General features: G+C 69.7%; 16 protein-coding genes. 9 read left to right on the top strand and 7 right to left on the bottom strand.

Annotated elements, in window-relative coordinates:
* The 3 genes from sucB to LXM64_RS09090 are packed head-to-tail and all read right to left on the bottom strand — an operon-like array spanning position 1 to position 4,572.
* Positions 1 to 1,680 carry a 2-oxoglutarate dehydrogenase, E2 component, dihydrolipoamide succinyltransferase gene (gene sucB / locus LXM64_RS09100; protein WP_234072948.1) on the bottom strand — a complete coding sequence of 560 codons (1,680 nt, stop codon included), beginning with the start codon at positions 1,678 to 1,680 and terminating at the stop codon, positions 1 to 3.
* A gap of 55 nt (positions 1,681 to 1,735) precedes the next feature.
* On the bottom strand, positions 1,736 to 3,106 hold the full coding sequence (lpdA, locus tag LXM64_RS09095) for a dihydrolipoyl dehydrogenase (protein WP_234072947.1): 1,371 nt from the start codon (positions 3,104 to 3,106) through the stop codon (positions 1,736 to 1,738).
* The gene (locus LXM64_RS09090) at positions 3,103 to 4,572 is read right to left on the bottom strand and encodes a leucyl aminopeptidase (RefSeq protein ID WP_234072946.1); all 1,470 of its coding nucleotides are present in this window, start codon (positions 4,570 to 4,572) and stop codon (positions 3,103 to 3,105) included. The genes lpdA and LXM64_RS09090 overlap by 4 nt, the downstream gene beginning before the upstream one ends.
* A gap of 81 nt (positions 4,573 to 4,653) precedes the next feature.
* On the opposite strand from LXM64_RS09090, the gene LXM64_RS09085 reads away from it, so the two are divergent.
* The 6 genes from LXM64_RS09085 to LXM64_RS09060 all read left to right on the top strand — a co-directional run bounded on the left by LXM64_RS09085 (position 4,654) and on the right by LXM64_RS09060 (position 10,863).
* A complete protein-coding gene (locus LXM64_RS09085; RefSeq protein ID WP_234072945.1) occupies positions 4,654 to 5,583 on the top strand; it encodes a proteasome assembly chaperone family protein in 930 nt (309 codons plus the stop codon).
* Positions 5,584 to 5,783: 200 nt separating this feature from the next.
* Complete coding sequence (locus LXM64_RS09080; protein WP_137416898.1) at positions 5,784 to 7,127, top strand: RNA polymerase sigma factor; 1,344 nt, start codon at positions 5,784 to 5,786, stop codon at positions 7,125 to 7,127.
* A 7-nt stretch (positions 7,128 to 7,134) separates the two neighbouring features.
* A complete protein-coding gene (locus tag LXM64_RS09075; protein WP_234072944.1) occupies positions 7,135 to 8,430 on the top strand; it encodes a MurT ligase domain-containing protein in 1,296 nt (431 codons plus the stop codon).
* Complete coding sequence (locus LXM64_RS09070; RefSeq protein WP_234072943.1) at positions 8,427 to 9,173, top strand: type 1 glutamine amidotransferase; 747 nt, start codon at positions 8,427 to 8,429, stop codon at positions 9,171 to 9,173. The genes LXM64_RS09075 and LXM64_RS09070 overlap by 4 nt, the downstream gene beginning before the upstream one ends.
* Positions 9,174 to 9,178: 5 nt before the next feature.
* Entirely contained in the window at positions 9,179 to 9,832 is a 654-nt protein-coding gene (locus LXM64_RS09065; RefSeq protein WP_234072942.1) for an alanine racemase, read from the top strand.
* The gene (locus LXM64_RS09060; RefSeq protein WP_234072941.1) at positions 9,829 to 10,863 is read left to right on the top strand and encodes an alanine racemase; all 1,035 of its coding nucleotides are present in this window, start codon (positions 9,829 to 9,831) and stop codon (positions 10,861 to 10,863) included. Before LXM64_RS09065 ends, LXM64_RS09060 begins: the two co-directional genes overlap by 4 nt.
* Positions 10,864 to 10,869: 6 nt before the next feature.
* On the opposite strand, the gene LXM64_RS09055 is transcribed toward LXM64_RS09060, so the two are convergent.
* Positions 10,870 to 11,094, bottom strand: coding sequence for a DUF7455 domain-containing protein (locus tag LXM64_RS09055; RefSeq protein ID WP_137416902.1), 225 nt, complete (start codon positions 11,092 to 11,094; stop codon positions 10,870 to 10,872).
* 166 nt (positions 11,095 to 11,260) lie between these two features.
* On the opposite strand from LXM64_RS09055, the gene LXM64_RS09050 reads away from it, so the two are divergent.
* The gene (locus LXM64_RS09050; protein ID WP_419144832.1) at positions 11,261 to 13,339 is read left to right on the top strand and encodes a DNA gyrase/topoisomerase IV subunit B; all 2,079 of its coding nucleotides are present in this window, start codon (positions 11,261 to 11,263) and stop codon (positions 13,337 to 13,339) included.
* 121 nt (positions 13,340 to 13,460) lie between these two features.
* On the opposite strand, the gene LXM64_RS09045 is transcribed toward LXM64_RS09050, so the two are convergent.
* On the bottom strand, positions 13,461 to 15,920 hold the full coding sequence (locus tag LXM64_RS09045) for a DNA gyrase/topoisomerase IV subunit A (RefSeq protein WP_234072940.1): 2,460 nt from the start codon (positions 15,918 to 15,920) through the stop codon (positions 13,461 to 13,463).
* Positions 15,921 to 15,974: 54 nt separating this feature from the next.
* Here LXM64_RS09045 and LXM64_RS09040 point away from each other — a divergent pair, with 54 nt between their 5' ends.
* Entirely contained in the window at positions 15,975 to 17,096 is a 1,122-nt protein-coding gene (locus LXM64_RS09040; RefSeq protein WP_234072939.1) for an alkaline phosphatase family protein, read from the top strand.
* A gap of 6 nt (positions 17,097 to 17,102) precedes the next feature.
* Here the strand turns inward: LXM64_RS09040 and sepH are convergent, their stop codons facing one another.
* Positions 17,103 to 18,122, bottom strand: a complete 1,020-nt coding sequence (gene sepH, locus LXM64_RS09035; protein WP_234072938.1) for a septation protein SepH — start codon at positions 18,120 to 18,122, stop codon at positions 17,103 to 17,105.
* 213 nt (positions 18,123 to 18,335) lie between these two features.
* Between sepH and LXM64_RS09030 the strand changes: the two genes are divergently transcribed.
* A complete protein-coding gene (locus LXM64_RS09030; RefSeq protein ID WP_137416906.1) occupies positions 18,336 to 18,629 on the top strand; it encodes a DUF4193 domain-containing protein in 294 nt (97 codons plus the stop codon).
* On the opposite strand, the gene LXM64_RS09025 is transcribed toward LXM64_RS09030, so the two are convergent.
* Entirely contained in the window at positions 18,604 to 19,074 is a 471-nt protein-coding gene (locus LXM64_RS09025; protein WP_326490523.1) for a DUF3093 domain-containing protein, read from the bottom strand. The genes LXM64_RS09030 and LXM64_RS09025 overlap by 26 nt on opposite strands.
* Positions 19,075 to 19,077: the final 3 nt, after the last annotated feature.

Here is a 19,077-nt window from a genome sequence, read left to right as displayed (position 1 = left end):
TCAGATCCCGAGATCTCCGGCGAAGTCGGCCGTCTCGAGGCGCGTCTTCATCGCGGACAGGAAGCGTGCCGCGTCGGCGCCGTCGATGATCCGGTGGTCGTACGACAGAGCCAGGTACACGTACGAGCGGACCGAGAACGCGTCCTTGCCGTCGACCGTCACGACGCCGGGGCGCTTGACGACGGTGCCCGTGCCGAGGATCGCGGACTGCGGCAGGAACACGACCGGGGTGTCGAACAGCGCGCCGCGGGAGCCCGTGTTCGTGACCGTGAAGGTGCCACCGGCGAGCTCGTCGGGCTTCAGCTTGTTGTCGCGCGTGCGGGCCGCGAGGTCAGCGATGTCGTGAGCGATCTGGGCGAGGTTCTTGTCGCCCGCCTCGCGCACGACCGGCGTCAGCAGGCCGCGCTCCGTGTCGACCGCGATCGAGATGTTCTCGCTCGACGGGTAGACGATCTGCTCGCCGTCGACGGTCGCGTTGATGACGGGGTACGTCTTCAACGCCTCGGCGGCGGCCAGGACGAAGAACGGCAGGAAGGAGAGCTTGTCGCCCGTCTTCTGCTGGAACTCGTTCTTGACGCCGTCGCGGAAGAGCGCGACCTTCGTCACGTCGACCTCGACCACGGTCGTGAGTTGCGCGGTGGCCTGCATCGACTCGACGGCGCGCTTGGCGAGCACCTTGCGCAGACGCGACATGGGCTGCGTCGTACCGCGGAGCTCGGACACCTCGACGGGAGCCTTGGTCGCGGCCGGTGCCGCGGGTGCGGATGCCGCAGCGGGAGCGGCCGCAGCCTCGGCCGCCTTGAGCACGTCCTCCTTGCGGATGCGTCCGCCGACGCCCGACCCGGTGACGGTCGAGAGGTCGACGCCCTGCTGGGCGGCGAGGCGGCGCACGAGCGGCGTCACGTAGCCCGAGCCCTCGGCCCCCGAGGTCTCGGCCGCGGGGGCCGGTGCCGGAGCAGCGGCGGGGGCCGGTGCGGGTGCCGGAGCAGCGGCCGGGGCCGGCGCAGCAGCGGGGGCGGGCGTGGCGGGGGCCGCGGCCTCCGTCTCTTCGACCTCGACGGGCTTCTCCGTGGACGGAGCCTCGGGAGCGGCCTCGGCGGCCGGAGCAGCGCCGTCGCCGATGCGGGCGAGCGGGCTTCCGACGGCGACCGTCTCGTCCTCCTGGACGAGAATGGCCTGCAGCGTGCCGGCGAACGGCGCGGGGATCTCGGTGTCGACCTTGTCGGTGGAGATCTCGAGCAGCGGCTCGTCCACGGCGACCTCGTCGCCCACGGCCTTGAGCCAGCGCGTGACGGTGCCCTCGGTGACGCTCTCGCCGAGCTCCGGCAGAACGACGTCACGGCCACCGGATGCGGCGGGCGCGGGCGAGGGAGCGGCTTCCTCTGCGGCGGGCTCGGGAGCGGCGGCCACCTCGGGCTCTGCGGCCGGTGCCGCAGCGGCGGAGCCGTCGCCGATCTTGGCGAGGACGGCGCCCACCTCGACGGTGTCGTCCTCCTGGAAGAAGATCTCTTCGATGACGCCGCTGACCGGCGAGGGGATCTCGGTGTCGACCTTGTCGGTGGAGATCTCGAGCAGACCCTCGTCCGCCTCCACCGTGTCACCCACATTCTTGAGCCAGCGGGTGACCGTTCCCTCGGTGACGCTCTCGCCGAGAGCGGGGAGGACAACGGAAGTGCTCATGGGATTTGCTCCTTCGAACTGCGATATCGGTGTCTAGCTTAGTGAAGCCGAAGCCTCATAGCGTGTGCAGGGGCTTGCCTGCCAGAGCCAGGAACGCTTCGGACAGCGCCTCGCTCTGAGTGGGGTGCGCGTGGATGAAGGGGACGACATCCTCGGGGTGTGCGTCCCAGCCGATCACCAGCTGCGCCTCGGTGATCAGCTCGCCCACTCTCGGGCCCGCGAGATGGACGCCCACCACCGGGCCGTCGACGCGCCGGATCACCCGCGCGACACCGCCGCCGCCCAGGATTTCGGTGCGTGCGTTGCCCGCGAGGTTGTAATCGACGACGCGGATGCCGTCGGCGCCGTAACGCTCCTCGGCCGCCCGGCGTGTGATGCCGACCGACGCGAGTTCGGGCGAGCTGTACACCACGCGCGGCACGAGCTCGTCCGAGACGACCGTCGGGTGCTGGCCCGCGATCCGCTCGGCTACGGCGATGCCGTGCTGGAACCCGCGGTGCGCGAGCTGCGGGCCCGCCACGATGTCGCCGACGGCCCAGATTCCGGGAACCGTCGTGCGGAGCAGCTCGTCGACGACCACGAAGCCGCGATCGAGGACGACTCCGGCCTCCTCGAGCCCGATGCCGTCGGCCGCGGGTTCACGCCCGACGGCCACCAGCAGATAGTCGCCGGTGAGCACGGTCCCGTCCGCCAGCTCGGCGCGAACCTGCTGTGCATCCTGCGTGACGGCGACGAAGGGGGAACCGAGCCGGGTCTGGATGCCGCGACGGCGGAATGCGCGGGAGAGCTGCTGGCGCAGGACCTCGTCCTCCGCAGGAACGAGGCTGTCGGCGGCCTCGACGACCGTGACCTCGGCTCCGAGGGAGCGCCATAGACTGGCGAACTCCACGCCGATGACGCCGCCGCCCAGCACGATCGCGTGGGACGGGACCTCATCGAGCTCGAGTGCCGTCTCGCTGGAGAGGATGCGGCCACCGAGCTCGATCCCCAGGGTGCGGGTGCGAGCGCCCGTGGCGACGATGATGTCGGTGGCCGCGATCGTCTCGCCCTCCACCTCGACGACGCCAGGTGAGGCGATCCGGCCGTGGCCGGACACGATCTCCACGTCGCGCGCGGACAGGAGGCCCTGAAGGCCCTTGTACTTCTTCGCGACCAGATCGGTGCGGAACGCGTGCATCGCGGGCACGTCGATCGCGTCGAGCGTCGCCTTCACGCCCAGCGAGGGCCCCTCGCGGACCGCATCCGCCGTCTCACCGACGTGCAGGAGCGCCTTGGTGGGCACGCATCCTCGGTGCAGGCACGTGCCGCCGACCTTGTCGGCTTCGATGACGACGACCTTCTTGCCCAGTTCCGCGGCGCGCAGAGCAGCCGCATATCCTCCGCTGCCGCCGCCGATGATGGCGACGTCGACGCTGCGGACGGTCACCGGGAGGATCCGGCGACGAGGTCGATGAGGCTGCGAACGGTGGCGGCGGTGGGCCCCTTGTCGGTGAAGCCGTAGCCCGCGCCCTTGTTCATTCCGACGCCCGCGATGTCCAGGTGCACCCAGGGGATGCGCGGTGATTCGGGGCCGTCGGTGCGGCCGACGAACCGCTGCAGGAAGAGGCCGGCGAACAACGAGCCCGCCGCGGGGTCGCCGATCTTGGCGTTGACCATGTCGGCGATCGGGGAGTCGAGCTCTTCTTCCATGTGCGCGGGCAGCGGCAGACGCCAGGAGAGCTCGGAGACCCGCTCCGCTGACTCGAGGTACTCGGCGACGGCGTCATCGGAACCCATGACGCCGGTGAGTCGGTTTCCGAGCGCGACGGTGATGGCGCCCGTCAGAGTGGCGACATCGATGATCAGATCGGGGTTCTCACGGCTGGCCGCGACGAGGCCGTCGCCCAGGACGAGGCGGCCCTCCGCATCCGTGTTGAGTACTTCGACCGTCGTTCCGTCGGCCATCCGCAGGACGTCGCCCGGGCGGGTCGCACGGCCGGAAGGCATGTTGTCGGCGACGCAGAGCCAGGCCGTCACGCGGGCATCCGCGGCGAGCTGGGCCGCCGCCCGGACGACGGCGAGGACGGTCGCGGCGCCGCACATGTCGTACTTCATCCCGACCATGGACGCGGCGGGCTTGAGTGAGAGGCCGCCGGTGTCGAACGTGATGCCCTTGCCGACGAGCGCGATGTGCCGCTTCGCGTCGGTGGGGGAGTAATCGAGGCGGACGAGTCGCGGCGGACGGTCGGAGCCCTGGCCGACGCCGAGGATCCCGCCGAAGCCCTCTTCGCGAAGCCGCACCTCGTCGTAGACCTCGACCGTGATGGGGAGACCAGCGACCAGCTCGGCGGCCTGGTTCGCCAGATCGGCCGGGCCCAGCCACTCGGCGGGCGTGGACACGAGGTCTTTCACGACGGCGGCGGCGGATGCGGTCGCCCGCGCGGCGGCGAGGTCGGCCTCGGATCCGTCGGCGTGCACGGTCACCGTCGCGGCGCGGGTCTTGCCCGTGGAGCTCTTGTAGCCCGCGAAACGATAGCCGCCGAGGCCCGCGCCCTCCGCGAGCTCGCGTGCCCCGCCGGTGACGGACGGTGCGGCGAGCGAGAGCGAGGCGAAGCCGACGAGTGTGCGGACGCCCGCGCCCGCGGCGAAGCGCAACGCCCCGCCATCGGGGGCGGCGCCGGTGCCGACGACGGCGACGGGGATGGAGGGAAGCTCCGCCGCTCCGGGCAGCACCACGCGCTGCACGGACCCGGGGGCACCGGTGAAGCCCACCGCATCCAATGTGTCGCGCATCGCCTGGCCGAGCCCGTCGTCGTAGAACGCGTCGTCGAGCGGAGGCAGCGCCAACAGCAGCGCGTCCGCGGTGCTGTCGGTGAGAGGGGCCGAGGTGAAGTGCAGATCCGGGAACGGCATGACTCCATCCTAAGGACGCCGAAGCGAGTAGAGACGGCCCACACCGGCCGTTGCGCGTTCGCGGCCTCGTACCATGGAGGAATGTCCTGGAACCCGCCGCTGTACGTGAGCGTCGATGACGCGCCCGCGGTGCCCGCCGGGTTGCCGCTCGTGATCCTGCTGACGGGTTTCACGGATGCGGGTTCCGCCGTGTCCCAGTCGATCGGGTATCTGCGCGATGAGGCGAGCCCCGCCGTCCTGCTGCGCTTCGAGAACGACGTCCTGCTCGACTACCGCGCGCGCAGACCACAGATCACCTTCGACGCCGACCACCTCACGGACTACCGTCCGGCACGTCTCGAACTCTCGCTGGCCTACGACGCGCTCTCGCGTCCGTTCCTCCTGCTGGCCGGTTATGAGCCCGACTTCGCGTGGGAGGGGTTCGTCGACGCGGTCGTGGGTGCGGCGACGGCTTTCGCCGTCTCGTCGGTCACGTGGGTGCACGCGATCGGTATGCCGGTGCCGCACACGCGCCCCTTGGGCACGACGGTGTCGGGAAACCGGGCGGCCCTCACCGAGGCGCACTCGGTCTGGAAGCCGCGCACGACCGTGCCCGCGACGGTCGGGCATCTGCTCGAGTACCGTTTCGTCGCCTCCGGTCACTCCGTCGCCGGATTCGTCCTGTTGGTCCCGCACTACCTCAGCGACACCGAGTACCCCGCATCCGCCATCACCGCGCTCGACAGCATCACGGCCGCCACCGGTCTGGTCTTCGCTGTCGACGACCTGCGCGAGCAGAACGAGGACTTCCTGTCGAAGGTCGGCGAGCAGGTGGGTGCGAGCGACGAACTCACCACGATGCTCACGGGCCTTGAGGAGCGTTACGACGCCTACATGGCGGGTGCGACGATGGCCACGCCTCTCCTGCACGAGGCGGATCTGCCCAGCGCGGACGAGATCGCGGCGGAGCTGGAACGCTTCCTCGCCAACGGCTCCCATGACGACGATCAACGAGGACCGAGTTTCGGCTGACGCCAGGCGTCGGGGGAATGCAGGGGGATGCGGGGGTGTTGTCAAGGGGAGCAGGCCGCGCGTGCAAAGCCGCGGTCGGGGGTATGAGACAATAGAGCACCGGCCCGTTGTCGATCAAGGAGTTTCCCGCTCCGGACTTGACAAGGGTCTTACTCGTGTTCGAGAACGACCGGCGTGATCGCGTCGGTGAAAGGTGAACCGTGACTCCTGGCACGAAGACCGAATCCCGCTCGCGGAAGACCGCGACGCCGGGTGACGAGGAGGTCGTCGACACGGCGACCGAGACCGCGGCGCCGGCCAAGAAGGCGCCCGCGAAGAAGGCTCCGGCCAAGAAGGCCCCGGCGAAGAAGGCGCCCGCCAAGAAGAAGGCAGCCGCCGACGACGAGGAAGAGTTCGAGGACGACGTCGACGTGGACGTCGAGGTCGATGACAGCGACGACGCCGAAGAGGGCGACGAGCAGCAGCCGGCGGGCGAGAAGAAGAGCGCCAAGGCGTCCGACGACGATGCCGACGACGAAGACGGTGAGAACACCAAGCCCGCCTTCAGCGAGCCGCTTCCCACCGGCGCCATCGTCATCTCCTCGAGCGACGAGGACGACGTTCCGGTCTACTCGACGCAGATCACCGGCGCCACCGCGGACCCGGTCAAGGACTACCTGAAGCAGATCGGTAAGGTCCCGCTGTTGAACGCGGCCGAAGAGGTCGAGCTCGCCATGCGGATCGAGGCGGGTCTGTTCGCCGAAGAGAAGCTGTCGAAGATGTCGGCGGCCGAGAAGTCGACGCAGCTCGGCCTCGACCTGCAGTGGGTCGCCCGCGACGGGCAGCGCGCCAAGAGCCACCTGCTGGGTGCCAACCTGCGTCTGGTCGTGTCGCTCGCGAAGCGCTACACCGGACGCGGCATGCAGTTCCTGGACCTCATCCAGGAGGGCAACCTCGGCCTCATCCGCGCCGTGGAGAAGTTCGACTACACCAAGGGCTTCAAGTTCTCGACCTACGCGACGTGGTGGATCCGTCAGGCCATCACCCGCGCCATGGCCGACCAGGCGCGCACCATCCGCATCCCGGTGCACATGGTCGAGGTCATCAACAAGCTGGCTCGCGTGCAGCGTCAGATGCTCCAGGACCTCGGCCGCGAGCCCACGCCCGAGGAGCTCAGCCGCGAGCTCGACATGACCCCCGAGAAGGTCATCGAGGTGCAGAAGTACGGCCGTGAGCCGATCTCCCTGCACACGCCGCTGGGTGAAGACGGCGACAGCGAGTTCGGTGACCTCATCGAGGACACCGAGGCCGTGGTCCCCGCCGACGCGGTGGGCTTCACGATGCTGCAGCGTCAGCTCGAGTCCCTGCTGGACTCCCTGAGCGAGCGCGAGGCGGGCGTCATCCGCATGCGCTTCGGTCTCGGCGACGGCCAGCCCAAGACCCTCGACCAGATCGGCGACACGTTCGGTGTGACGCGCGAGCGGATCCGTCAGATCGAATCGAAGACCATGGCGAAGCTGCGGCACCCCAGCCGCTCGCAGTCGCTGCGCGACTACCTGGAGTGATCGGGGCGTGAGCGGCAGCATCCGTTATGTCCCCGCGGTGCTCGCAGGCAAGGCCGCCCGCTTCGCCACGCGTCTGCGTGGTGGCGGGTCGGCCTTCCCGGGCTACCTCGCCAACCGTCTTGCGCCGACCCTGCTGAGCAGCCTCGCGGCGCAGTTCCCGTACGGCGTGGTCTTCGTCCTCGGCTCCAACGGGAAGACGACGACCACGCACATGGTCAGCGAGGTGCTGCGCGCCCACGGACTTCGCGTGTTCACCAACCCGACCGGCGCGAATCTGCCCCAGGGAGTCACCAGCGCGCTCCTGGCCGAAGCGACCCCCACCGGCAAGGTCCGGGCCGACGTGGCCGTGCTCGAGGTGGACGAAGGGTACGCGGCGGATCTCGCCGACATCCTGTCACCCCGCGTCATCGTCGCGCTCAACGTGCAGGTCGACCAGCTCTATCGCTTCTACGAGACCGAGCGGGTCGCCGACATGATGCTCGACGCAGCGACCCGTGCATCCGTGCGCGTGGTGGTCAACCGCGACGACCCGTACCTCAGCAAGATCGACGCCGCCGCGCTGCGGTCTCCGGTCTCGTTCTTCGGCGCTTCCCGCGAGGTCGTCGCCGCGTCGGCACACGGACTGAACAACGCCGCCGACACGCGCAGCGGTACGGTCGGCGCTCTCGACCATCCGGCCGAGAGCGAGGTCACCGCGGTGACCGGTCGCAATGTCGAGATCACGCTCGACGGCCGGCCGATCGCCGTGACGCTGCCGGCTCGCGGGCTCCACTATGCGGTGGATGCGGCGGCCGCGATCAGCACTGCTCGTCACGTCCTTGGTGAGGCCTTTCGGGCAGACGCTGCTGCAGCGGGCTTCTCCCAGATGACGCCGGCCTACGGCCGAGGTGAGCTCGTGCCGCTGCGCCGCGACCGTTCGGGTGAGCAGGTCGAGTTCGTGATGTTCAAGAACGGCCCGAGTCTCCAGCTCAACGTCGACGCGCTCGACGGTGCTCCCGAGCGCGTCCTCATGGCCATCGACGAAGGCACCCCGGACGTGTCCTGGCTCTACGACGTCGATCTCAGTGCGTTCGACCACGTGGATGTCGTCACGGGGGAGAAGGCACACCAGATCGCGACGCGACTCGCCTACGCGGGCATCCCGATCGGGGTCGTCGAACCCGATATGGAGAAGGCCGTCGAGCTCATGCGAGCCTTCGCTCCCACCGCGGCCGGCCGGCAGATCTGGTTCGTGAACTACGAGCTCATGATGATCGGTCGCCGCATCCTCGGCTACGGCGACCAGGAGGTGGCGCGACGATGACGACGCTGCGAATCGTTCAGCTCTACCCTGATCTGCTCGGCGTGACGGGCGATCGCGGGAACGTGGAGGTCCTCGCCGCACGTGCGTCGTTGGCCGGCCATGGGTCGGAGGTGACTCTCGTCGACCCCGGCGAGGACGCACCGGCGGACGCCGACATCATCGTGATCGGCAACGGTCCGCTCTCGGCGCTGCGTGTGGTGCGCGACGACCTCGCGAGCCGTCGAGAGTGGCTCACGGCGCTCATCGGAGCGGGTGCGGTCGTGCTGGCCGTGGGCGGAGGGTCAGAGCTGCTCTCCGAGGGCATCGACCTCGTCGACGGCACGCACCTCGACGGCCTCGGACTCATCCCGGCCCGCGTGGGACGTACGAAGCAGCGCCGGGTGGGTTATGTCGTCGCGGACACCAGCGACGGAAAGCTCATCGGATTCGAAGACCACGCGTCGCTGTGGCGCTTGGGTGACCCCGCCATCGCCTACGGCACCGTGACCGCCGGCAACGGCGGGATCGAGGGCGGGTTCGAAACCGTGCGCATGGGCTCGGTCTACGCGACGAACGTGCAGGGCCCGGTGCTGCCACTCAACCCCGACCTGGCCGATGCGCTGCTCACGCAGGCGTTCTCCCGTCGCGACGCGCAGTACTCGCCCGGTCCCGCGCACGCCGAGATCGATGCGCACGCGCGCGCGGCACGTGCGGAGATCGAGCGCCTGGCTGTCGACAAGCGCTTCACCGCGATCCAGCTCTGAGACGCATGAGCGACGACGGCGCACCCGTAGCGCGCATCCGCACGTCGGCCATCGTGGTCAACGTGCGATCGGCCGGCGTCGTCGCGCCGGTCGTCGATCTTCGCCGCGACGCCTACGGCCACGGTCTGCTGGCGACCGCCGCCGCTCTGCGCGCCCAGACGGACGCGGTGCTGCTCATCGACGACGTCGCAGGACTCGCGGAGCGCGATCGCACGGTGACGGTGGGATCTGCGACCCTCGCTCCGGACGTCGTCTTCGGGTGGGATCGGACGCTTCCCGCGATGACACTGATCGGCACCGTGCTCTCCACCAAGGCGCTGCGCGCCGGCGAGGGTGTCTCCTACGGCTACAGCCACCGCGCGCCCGTGGATACACGCGTGGCGCTCGTCACGGGTGGCTACGCGCAGGGCGTGGTTCGTGAGCTCGGCAATCGAGCGCACGTCGTGATCGGCGGCGCCTCGCATCCGATCGTGGGCCGCGTCGCAATGGATGTGTGCGTCGTCGACATCGGTGACGCACCGGTCGCACGCGGGGATCGGGCGGTGTTCTTCGGCGACGACGCACCGCGTGTCGCCGACTGGGCGCGCGCGACGGGATGGCGCGCGGACGAGATCGCGACCGCGGTGGGACTGCGGGCCCGGCGGGAGGAGACGGCGTGAGTTCCGTGCTGCACGTTGACCTCGACCGGCTTGCTCGCAACATCGCCGTCGTGCGCGATCGCGTGGCACCCGCCGCACTCATGCTCGTGGTCAAGGACGACGCGTACGGGCACGGGGTGTCGCAGGTGGTGCGCCGCGCCGTGGCCGAGGGCGTCGGCTGGATCGGCGCGTTCGATGTCGCGACCGCGCTCGAGGTACGAGGCGCTGTCGGACGGGAGCCGCGCATCTTCGTCTGGATGATCGCGGGCGAGAGTGCGATCCTCTCGGCGCTCGATGCGGATCTCGACCTCGGTGTCGGCGACGCGGATCTCCTCGAGGACGTTGCGGATGCGGCCCGAGCGCGCGGTGTTCGCGCCCGCATCCACCTGAAGGTCGACACGGGTCTGCACCGCAACGGCATCCGGCCGGAGGAGTGGACGGATGCGGTGAACCGCGTCGTCGCTCTGGCGGGGGAAGGCGTCGTGGAACTCTCCGGAATATGGAGCCACATCGCCGAGGCGTCCGACGACGAGGACGATCTCTCGCGGGCGGCTTTCGAACAGGCGGTCGCTGCTGCGACGGCTGCGGGACTCGAGCGCCCGCTCCGTCATCTCGCCGCGAGCGCGGCGTCGTCGGCCCGCGCGGAGTTCCGGTACGACCTCGTCCGGGTGGGGGCGTTCTGCTACGGAATCCGCCCCGCGGGCGGTCCGGCCGACGCCGAGCTGGGAATCGCGCCCATCGGCTCATGGGACGCCGAGGTGCTCTCCGTCGACGGCGACCGGGTGCGCATCGATGTGGGAGCGCTCGACGGGCTGGTCTCGGCGCTGGCGGGACGTGTTGACGTCATGACGCCGGCGGGCCCCCGGCGCCTGGTGGCGGTGGATGAGGTCAGCGCGACGGTCAGCGGATGGGACGGCGCGCGAGCGGGCGACAGGGTTCGCATCTATGGCACGGATGCGGCGAGCCCCACCGATCTGGCCGAGACGATCGGCACGATCGGCGAGGAGATCGCGCTGCGGGTATCGCCGCTGGTGGAGCGGCGATACCGCTGAGACGGATCAGACCGCGTCGACCAGGCGAGCGGTCTCGTCGTGCCAGCTGGTGGCCACGGCGCGGAGCTTCTCTTCGTACTTGCGGCCGTGGTGTGCGCAGAACAGCAGCTCGCTGCCGTTCACCTCGGCGGCGATGTAGGCCTGCGCTCCGCACGAGTCGCAGCGGTCGGCGGCAGTCAACCGGTGTTCCAGAACGGCGGACTGCTCGGTGGGTGTCGACGTCGTGCTCATCGGAGACCTCCTCGGTGCGTCGGGCGGGTACGGATATGACATGTAACCATGCGTGCCCGTGACTCATGCCCGCTCGGGCGCGCGTTTCGCTGACCGCGTACGGCGGCCCCCGTGCCGTCGTGTCTGTGCAGAGCCGCGGGGGTGGCCCCGGATACCCTTGAGGATTGTGACCGCCGAGTACTCCGCCCACCACCTGCAGGTCCTCGAAGGACTCGAGGCCGTCCGCAAGCGCCCGGGCATGTACATCGGCTCCACCGACTCCCGCGGACTCATGCACTGTCTGTGGGAGATCATCGACAACTCCGTCGACGAGGCCCTCGCCGGGCACGGTTCGCGCATCGACATCCTGCTCCACGCCGACGGCAGCGTCGAGGTGCGGGACCGCGCGCGCGGCATCCCCGTCGACGTCGAGCCGCGCACCGGACTCACCGGCGTCGAGGTCGTCTTCACGAAGCTCCACGCCGGCGGTAAGTTCGGCGGCGGCTCCTATGCCGCATCCGGTGGTCTGCACGGTGTCGGCGCCTCGGTCGTGAACGCGCTTTCGGAGCGTCTGGACGTCGAGGTCGACCGCGGCGGCAAGACCTACGCCATGTCGTTCCACCGCGGGGAGCCCGGCACGTTCGCCGGCGATTCGCCCGACGCGCCGTTCACGCCCTACCGGCGCTCATCCGAGCTGCGCGTCGTGGGCAAGGCGCCGCGCGGCGTGACGGGAACCCGCATCCGCTACTGGGCGGACCGGCAGATCTTCACGAAAGACGCGACGTTCGGACTCGACGAGCTCGTGCAGCGCGTACGCCAGACGGCGTTCCTCGTGCCCGGGCTGGAGATCGTGGTCGACGACCAGCGCGGCGAGGAGCGGGTGGAGACGAGCTACCGCTTCGACGGCGGCATCTCCGAATTCGCCGACTTCCTGGCGCCCGATGCGCCGATCACCGACACCTGGCGGCTGACCGGTGAGGGCACGTTCACCGAGACGGTTCCCGTGCTGCAGCCGTCGGGCGCGATGGTGCCGACCGAGCTCGAGCGCTCCTGCGAGGTCGATGTCGCGCTGCGCTGGGGAACCGGTTACGACACGACCATGCGCTCGTTCGTGAACATCATCGCCACCCCGAAGGGTGGAACGCACCAGGCAGGCTTCGAAGCCGGGCTGATGAAAGTCGTCCGGAGCCAGGTGGAGCAGAACGCCCGTCGGCTCAAGGTCGGCAACGACAAGCTCGAGAAGGACGACATCCTCGCGGGGCTCACGGTCGTTCTCACGGTGCGCCTGCCGGAGCCGCAGTTCGAGGGCCAGACGAAGGAGATCCTCGGTACGCCGGCGGTGCGCCAGATCGTCGCCAACGTGGTCTCGCGCGAGCTGACGGCGAAGTTCACCTCCACGAAGCGCGACGACAAGAATCAGACCGCGCAGCTACTGGAGAAGGTCGTCTCGGAGATGAAGGCGCGTATCTCCGCGCGCACCCACAAGGAGACGCAGCGCCGGAAGTCCGCGCTCGAGTCCTCGTCCCTGCCCGCGAAGCTGGCGGACTGCCGGACGAACGAGGTCGCCGACTCCGAGCTGTTCATCGTCGAGGGCGACTCCGCCCTCGGTACCGCGAAGTTGGCCCGCAACAGCGAGTACCAGGCTCTGCTGCCGATCCGAGGCAAGATCCTCAACGTGCAGAAGGCATCGATCAGCGACATGCTGTCCAACGCCGAATGCGCGGCGATCATCCAGGTGATCGGCGCCGGCTCCGGCCGCTCCTTCGACATCGACGCCGCACGCTACGGCAAGGTCATCCTGATGAGCGACGCCGATGTCGACGGAGCCCACATCCGCACCCTTCTGCTCACGCTCTTCTTCCGTTACATGCGTCCGCTGGTCGAGGCCGGACGCGTCTACGCTGCCGTGCCGCCCCTGCACCGCGTGGTCGTGATGAACCCGGGCACGAAGCCGAACGAGACGATCTACACGTACAGCGAGAAGGAGCTGCACGCCCTGCTGGCGAAGCTGCAGAAGGCCGGTAAGCGCTGGCAGGAGCCCGTGCAGCGTTACAAGGGTCTGGGCGAGATGGACGCCGATCAGCTCGCCACCACGACGATGGACCGCGCCGGTCGCATGCTCCGACGCGTGACCGTGGAGGACGCGAATGCGGCCACCCGGGCGAACGAGTCCTTCGAGCTCCTCATGGGTAACGAAGTGGCCCCGCGCCGCGACTTCATCGTGACCTCGAGCGACCGGCTCTCGCGCGAGTCCATCGACGCCTGACGCGCCGCATCCGTCCGCTCTCTCGTCCCTCTCCCGCGAGACTGCATCCGCGCCACGAGATCACGGGTGATACCCGTGATCTCGTGCGGGAGATGCAGTCTCGCGGAGTGAAAGAGCGGTGTCAGGCGATCGGGGTGCCGACGGCGCCGATGACGTCGTCGAACGGCTGACCGGATGCGTCGCGCTTCGCTCCCGCCTCGGGGAGCGCGCGCACGGCGCCGTCGGGGCCGACGGCGCGCGGCCGGTCGCCGACCCACGCGAGCATGAGGGTGTCCTCGCCCTTCAGGAAGCGCTGCGCACGCACACCGCCGGTCGCGCGTCCCTTGGCGGGGAACTCCGACAGCACGGAGACCTTGCCGCTGCCCCCGGCCGTGCCCGCAAGCGCCTGCGACGAGTCCGCGATCGTCACGACGACGGACTCCTCGGACGCCGCGACGGCGGTGAACAAGATCACCTTGGCCCCGTCGGCGAGCCGGATGCCGGCCATGCCGCCCGCGCTCTTGCCCTGGGGGCGCACCGCGGACGCGTCGAAACGCAGCAGCTGCGCGTCCGAGCTCACGAAGACGAGCTCGACCTCATCGGGTGCCAGAGCCGCGCCGACGACGCGGTCGCCCGGCTTCAGGGCGATGATCTCCGCATCCGGCTTGCCCGGCGCCAGCTCTGTGACGGCGACACGCTTGACGACGCCCTGGGCCGTACCCAGCGCGATCGGGGCGGTTGCGTCGAGCGGGACGAGAGCGAGGACGTGCTCGTTCGCGCTGAGACCGAGGTACTGATCGGCCTTCGCGCCGGCTGCGGGCTGCACACTGTTCCCGGGGACCGAGGGGAGGTCGACGGGGGAGAAACGCACGAGGCGCCCGGCGCTGGTGACCGCTCCCACGTCACCGCGGACGGTCGCGTCCACCGCGCTGCGGATGGCGTCGTGCTTGCTGCGTCGAGCGGGCGGCACAATGCCGCCGTCGAGCGCATCCTGTGTCAGCTCGGCGCGCAGCATCCGCCCGGTCGCCGTCAGGAACACGCGGCACGGCGCGTCGGCGATCTGCAGATCGGCGGCGGCCGCCGCCTTCGCACCGCGGGGCGTGACTGGGCCGCCGTTCAGCAGCAGCGTGCGACGCGGCGTGCCGTACGTGTCGGATGCGGCCTCCAGCTCGCGCGCGACCTGGGCGCGCAAGAGCACATCGCTGCCGAGCAGCTCCTCGAGTGCCGCGATGTCGGCGCGCAGCTGGTCGCGCTCGGTCTCGAGCTCGATGCGGGAGAAGCGGGTGAGGCGTCGCAGGCGCAGCTCGAGGATGTACTCCGCCTGCAGCTGAGAGAGGTCGAACACTTCGATGAGGCGCGTCCGTGCCTGCTCGCTGTCGTCCGAGGACCGGATGACCTGGATGACCTCGTCGATGTCGAGGATCGCGATGAGCAGGCCCTCGACGAGGTGCAGTCGTTCCTGCTTGCGTGCGAGACGATAGCGGCTGCGGCGAGTGACGACGGAGATGCGGTGGTCGAGATAGACGCGCAGCAACGGCTTCAGACCCAGCGTCTGGGGCTGACCGTCGACGAGGGCGACGTTGTTGATGCCGAACGAGTCCTCCAGCGGCGTCAGCCGGTAGAGCTGGTCGAGGACGGCCTTGGGATCGAATCCCGTCTTGATCGTGATGACCAGGCGGAGGCCATGGTTGCGGTCGGTGAAGTCGGCCACATCCGCGATGCCGGTGAGCTTCTTCGCGTTGACGGCGTCCTTGATCTTCTCGATCACGCGCTCCGGGCCCACCATGTACGGCAGCTCGGTCACGACCAATCCGGTGCGACGGGGGCCGAGCGACTCGACCGACACCTTGGCCCGGGTGCGGAAGCTTCCGCGGCCCTGGGCGTAGGCGTCCTTGATGCCGTCGAGACCGACGATGACGCCCCCGCCGGGCAGGTCAGGACCCGGGACGAACTCCATGAGCTCTTCGAGGGTGGCGTCGGGGTTGTCGAGCAAGTGGATGGCGGCGGCGACGACCTCGTTGAGGTTGTGCGGCGCCATGTTGGTCGCCATGCCCACCGCGATGCCGGTCGTGCCGTTGACGAGCAGGTTGGGGAAGGCGGCGGGGAGGACTTCGGGCTGCTGGAACTGGCCGTCGTAGTTGGGGATGAAGTCGACGACGTCCTCGTCGAGATTCTCGGTGAGCGCGAGCGCGGCCGGCGCCAGACGCGCCTCCGTGTAGCGGGCGGCAGCCGGGCCGTCGTCGAGGGAACCGAAGTTGCCGTGCCCGTCGACGAGCGGCACCCGCAGCGCGAAGTCCTGGGCGAGGCGCACGAGTGCGTCGTAGATGGGGGAGTCGCCGTGGGGATGCAGCTTACCCATGACCTCGCCGACGACGCGGGCGCTCTTGACGTGGCCACGATCCGGGCGCAGGCCCATGTCGGCCATCTGGAACAGGATGCGCCGCTGCACCGGCTTGAGTCCATCGCGCGCATCCGGGAGGGCGCGCGAGTAGATGACCGAGTACGCGTACTCGAGGAAGGACCCCTGCATCTCAGCAGACAGGTCGATGTCTTCGATGCGGCCTTCCTCGGCGGGCGCGGAATCGGACGTGGCTCGGGACATGCAGAACACCTCGGGTCGAAAAGGGCCTGGCGCGGGTATGCGAGACTGGGCCCGATGACCCTCAGCCTACCGGCGGACCCCTCCGGCGCCCCGAGGCTCACCGGTGTACTGCCCGACGCGATCGCGGCCCTGGATGGCGGCTCCGCGCGCTGGCCGACCGTGCAGAGCCTCATCGTGTTCGTCGTCGACGGACTGGGCGCCGCCAACCTCGCCGAGAACCTCGCCTACGCCCGCTTCCTCGCCGAGCATCGCGGCAAGAAGCGTGTCGCGACCTCGGTGTTCCCGAGTACGACGGCGGCCGCCCTGACGAGCCTGCTCACCGCATCCGATGTCGGCGAGCACGGGCTCGTCGGCTACCGCGCGCGCGATCCGCTGACCGGGCTCGTCCACAACCAGCTCACCGACTGGGGACCCCGTGCTCTCGACCCGCTGGCATGGCCGCAGGTCGCGCCGCTCAGCGCGAGCGACACCGCACACCGCTGGGTCGTCGCGTCCAAGCCCGAGTACGCCGGCACAGGCTTCACCGAGGCGACTCTCCGAGGGGCTGAGAACTTCGGCGAGAAACGGCTCGACGACCGCGTCGAGCGTGCGATCACCGAGGCCCGCAGCACGCCGGGAACGATCGTGTACCTCTACGCTCCCGAGCTCGATGCGGCAGGCCACCGGCACGGTGTCGCATCCGATCGCTGGACCGCTGCGCTCGAAGCGGTGGATGCGGCGGCGCGTCGCCTGCACACGGGCGCAGGCGCGGGCGTCGGGGTCATCGTGACCGCAGACCACGGCATGGTCGACGTGCCGCGGCACCGTCAGATCGTCATGGTGGACGGCGACCCGCGCCTCGAAGCGGCTGCGGTCATCGCCGGGGAACCTCGGATGCTGCACCTCTACGCGCACCCTGGTGCGGACGAGTCGCTGATCCGCGCCTGGCGGGACGAACCGAGCGCCTGGGTGTTCACGAGGGAGGAGGCCATCGCCGCCGGTCTGTTCGGCGACGCCGTCTCCGCTGAGGTCGCCGCACGCATCGGCGACGTGATGGTGGCGGCGCGCGGTCGTGTCGCCTACTACGACGGCCGCCTCACCGACACCTCAGCGCAGCACATGGTCGGCCAGCACGGCTCGCTCACGACGGAAGAGCGCGTCGTCCCCCTCATCGGACTGGGGGGCTTCGCCGACTGAGAGCTCTCAGCTCTCGTCGGAACGGGCTCCGAAGACGATCTCGTCCCAGGAGGGCATCGAGGTGCGACCCTTGCGACGTCCCGCGTCGGACGCGGGCTCGCTTCGGGAGGTCTCTGCCGGCGCAGGTTCGCTCGTCTCGGTGTAGCCGGGCTCCAGGGCATCGAAGAGGGCGACCGGCGAGGGCGAGCGGGCGGGCTCCTCCGGTGCCTCCGCGGTGGGAGCGGCCGTGCGCTGACCGCGCCGACGACGCAGAGCCTCCAGCAGGTCGGCCGTCTCAGCGGAGGTCTGTACGGCTTCAGGTGCACGCTTGATGGCCGCATCCTGCACAGCCGGACTGGCCGGCGTCGGAAGCGTCGGGCGCTCGGTCGCGTCGTGGCGGGGGCCGAACGCACCGCTGTCGAAGCGCGTGTCGTCCTTGATGCCGGGGGTGTCGAGCGCGCGCAGGCGCGGGATGAGCCCTTCGGGGAGCGATCCCTGACGGGAGAGCTGAGTGGCGTCCGCATTCAGCGGAGACAGCGAACTGCGCCGGGGCTCGAAGCTCCATCGTGCATCGCGCTCGACGTCACCGGCGACGAAGCCCAGCTTGACCACCCATCCCGTGGGCTCCTTCCAGCTGGACCAGCGCTCGCCCGTCGCACCTGCTTCCGCCAGCTTCGCGCGCACCGCGTCACCGAAGCTCGTCTGGTTGTCGCCGTCGAAGTCGGATCCGAGCAGGACCGGCACCGAAAGCGCCTGACCGACGATGAACTCGCGTTCGGCGAGCACGGGGGGCTCGAAGCGGACCACGTCCTCGAGCGTCGTGCCGAGCACCTCGGCGACTTCGCGCGCCGACAGGCCGGCGCGGATCTGCGCCTGGATCTCGCGGGGGCTGGGTCGGTTCACCTTGGCAGGTTCCTCGCGCTCCTTGCGTGCCCGACGAAGCTCTGCGCGCAGCACCTCATCGATGGCCAGGGAGTAGCGCTGCCCGGACTCGGTGGAGACCACCAGCACACCGTCTTCGGTGCCGATCACTCTGAGTTGTTCCATGCGACACACGCCTCCCATCTGCCGTGTGGGCCCATGCTGACACAGGGCACCGCCGCGGGCGGGAATATCCGGGGCGTGGCGCGAGTTTCGATGCGTGCCGACCGCGATGAGAGCACCACGCATCCGCATTTGCTAAATGCCACCCGGTCATGCAAACTATCGCCGCCTGCCCGACGGCGGGAGATCCACAACGCGACAAGAGACACGAGAAGAATGGCTACGGACTACGACGCCCCCCGCAAGACCGAAGACGACAGCGAGTCCATCGAAGCGCTCAAGGAGCGCGTTCCGGACAAGATGTCCGGGGCCGTCGACGTCGAGGACGCCGACAACCCGTCGGGCTTCGAGCTGCCCGGCGCCGACCTTTCGGACCTGGAGCTCGACGTCGTCGTGCTCCCCGCGCAGGAGGACGAGTTCACCTGCGTCAGCTGCTTCCTGGTGAAGCACCGCTCACAGATCGACCACGAGGAGTCGCTCGGCGCTATCTGCGTGGAGTGCGCTGCCTGACCTGCGCTCTGCGCACCGCCGCGGCGAGTCGGTCGGGGGTCCGAGAGGACACCACCCACGCCGATGTCGGATCGTCCGCATCCTCGACAGGAACGACGACCGCCCCACCGATTCCGCCGCGCACCAGCATCCATGACCGGGGGTCGGCATCCCGCCCGCGCGCGAAACGCGCGTCCTCGCCCGTGTAGGCGACCGGCTCTCCCAGAAGATCGACCGGGATGTGGGCCCGCCCCGCACGAAGCTCCCCGTCGCTGACCTCGACACGAGGCGCGGTCGCCATCAGGGCCCAGACGATCAGGGCCGCGACCGCAACGCCCGCCACGAGCGCGAGAGTGGTGTCGACGGGGGACAGGGCGAGCGCCACCATGGGGGCGCAGACCGCCGCGGCGACGAGCGTCCACAGCGAGGGGCTCAGGCGTTCGCGATAGACGACGTCGGAAGTCATGTT

This window comes from Microbacterium binotii, assembly GCF_021398715.1.
Classification (GTDB): Bacteria; Actinomycetota; Actinomycetes; order Actinomycetales; family Microbacteriaceae; genus Microbacterium; species Microbacterium binotii_A.
Note: the sequence above shows the minus strand (reverse complement) of the source record. Positions and strands in the feature narration are given on the sequence as shown.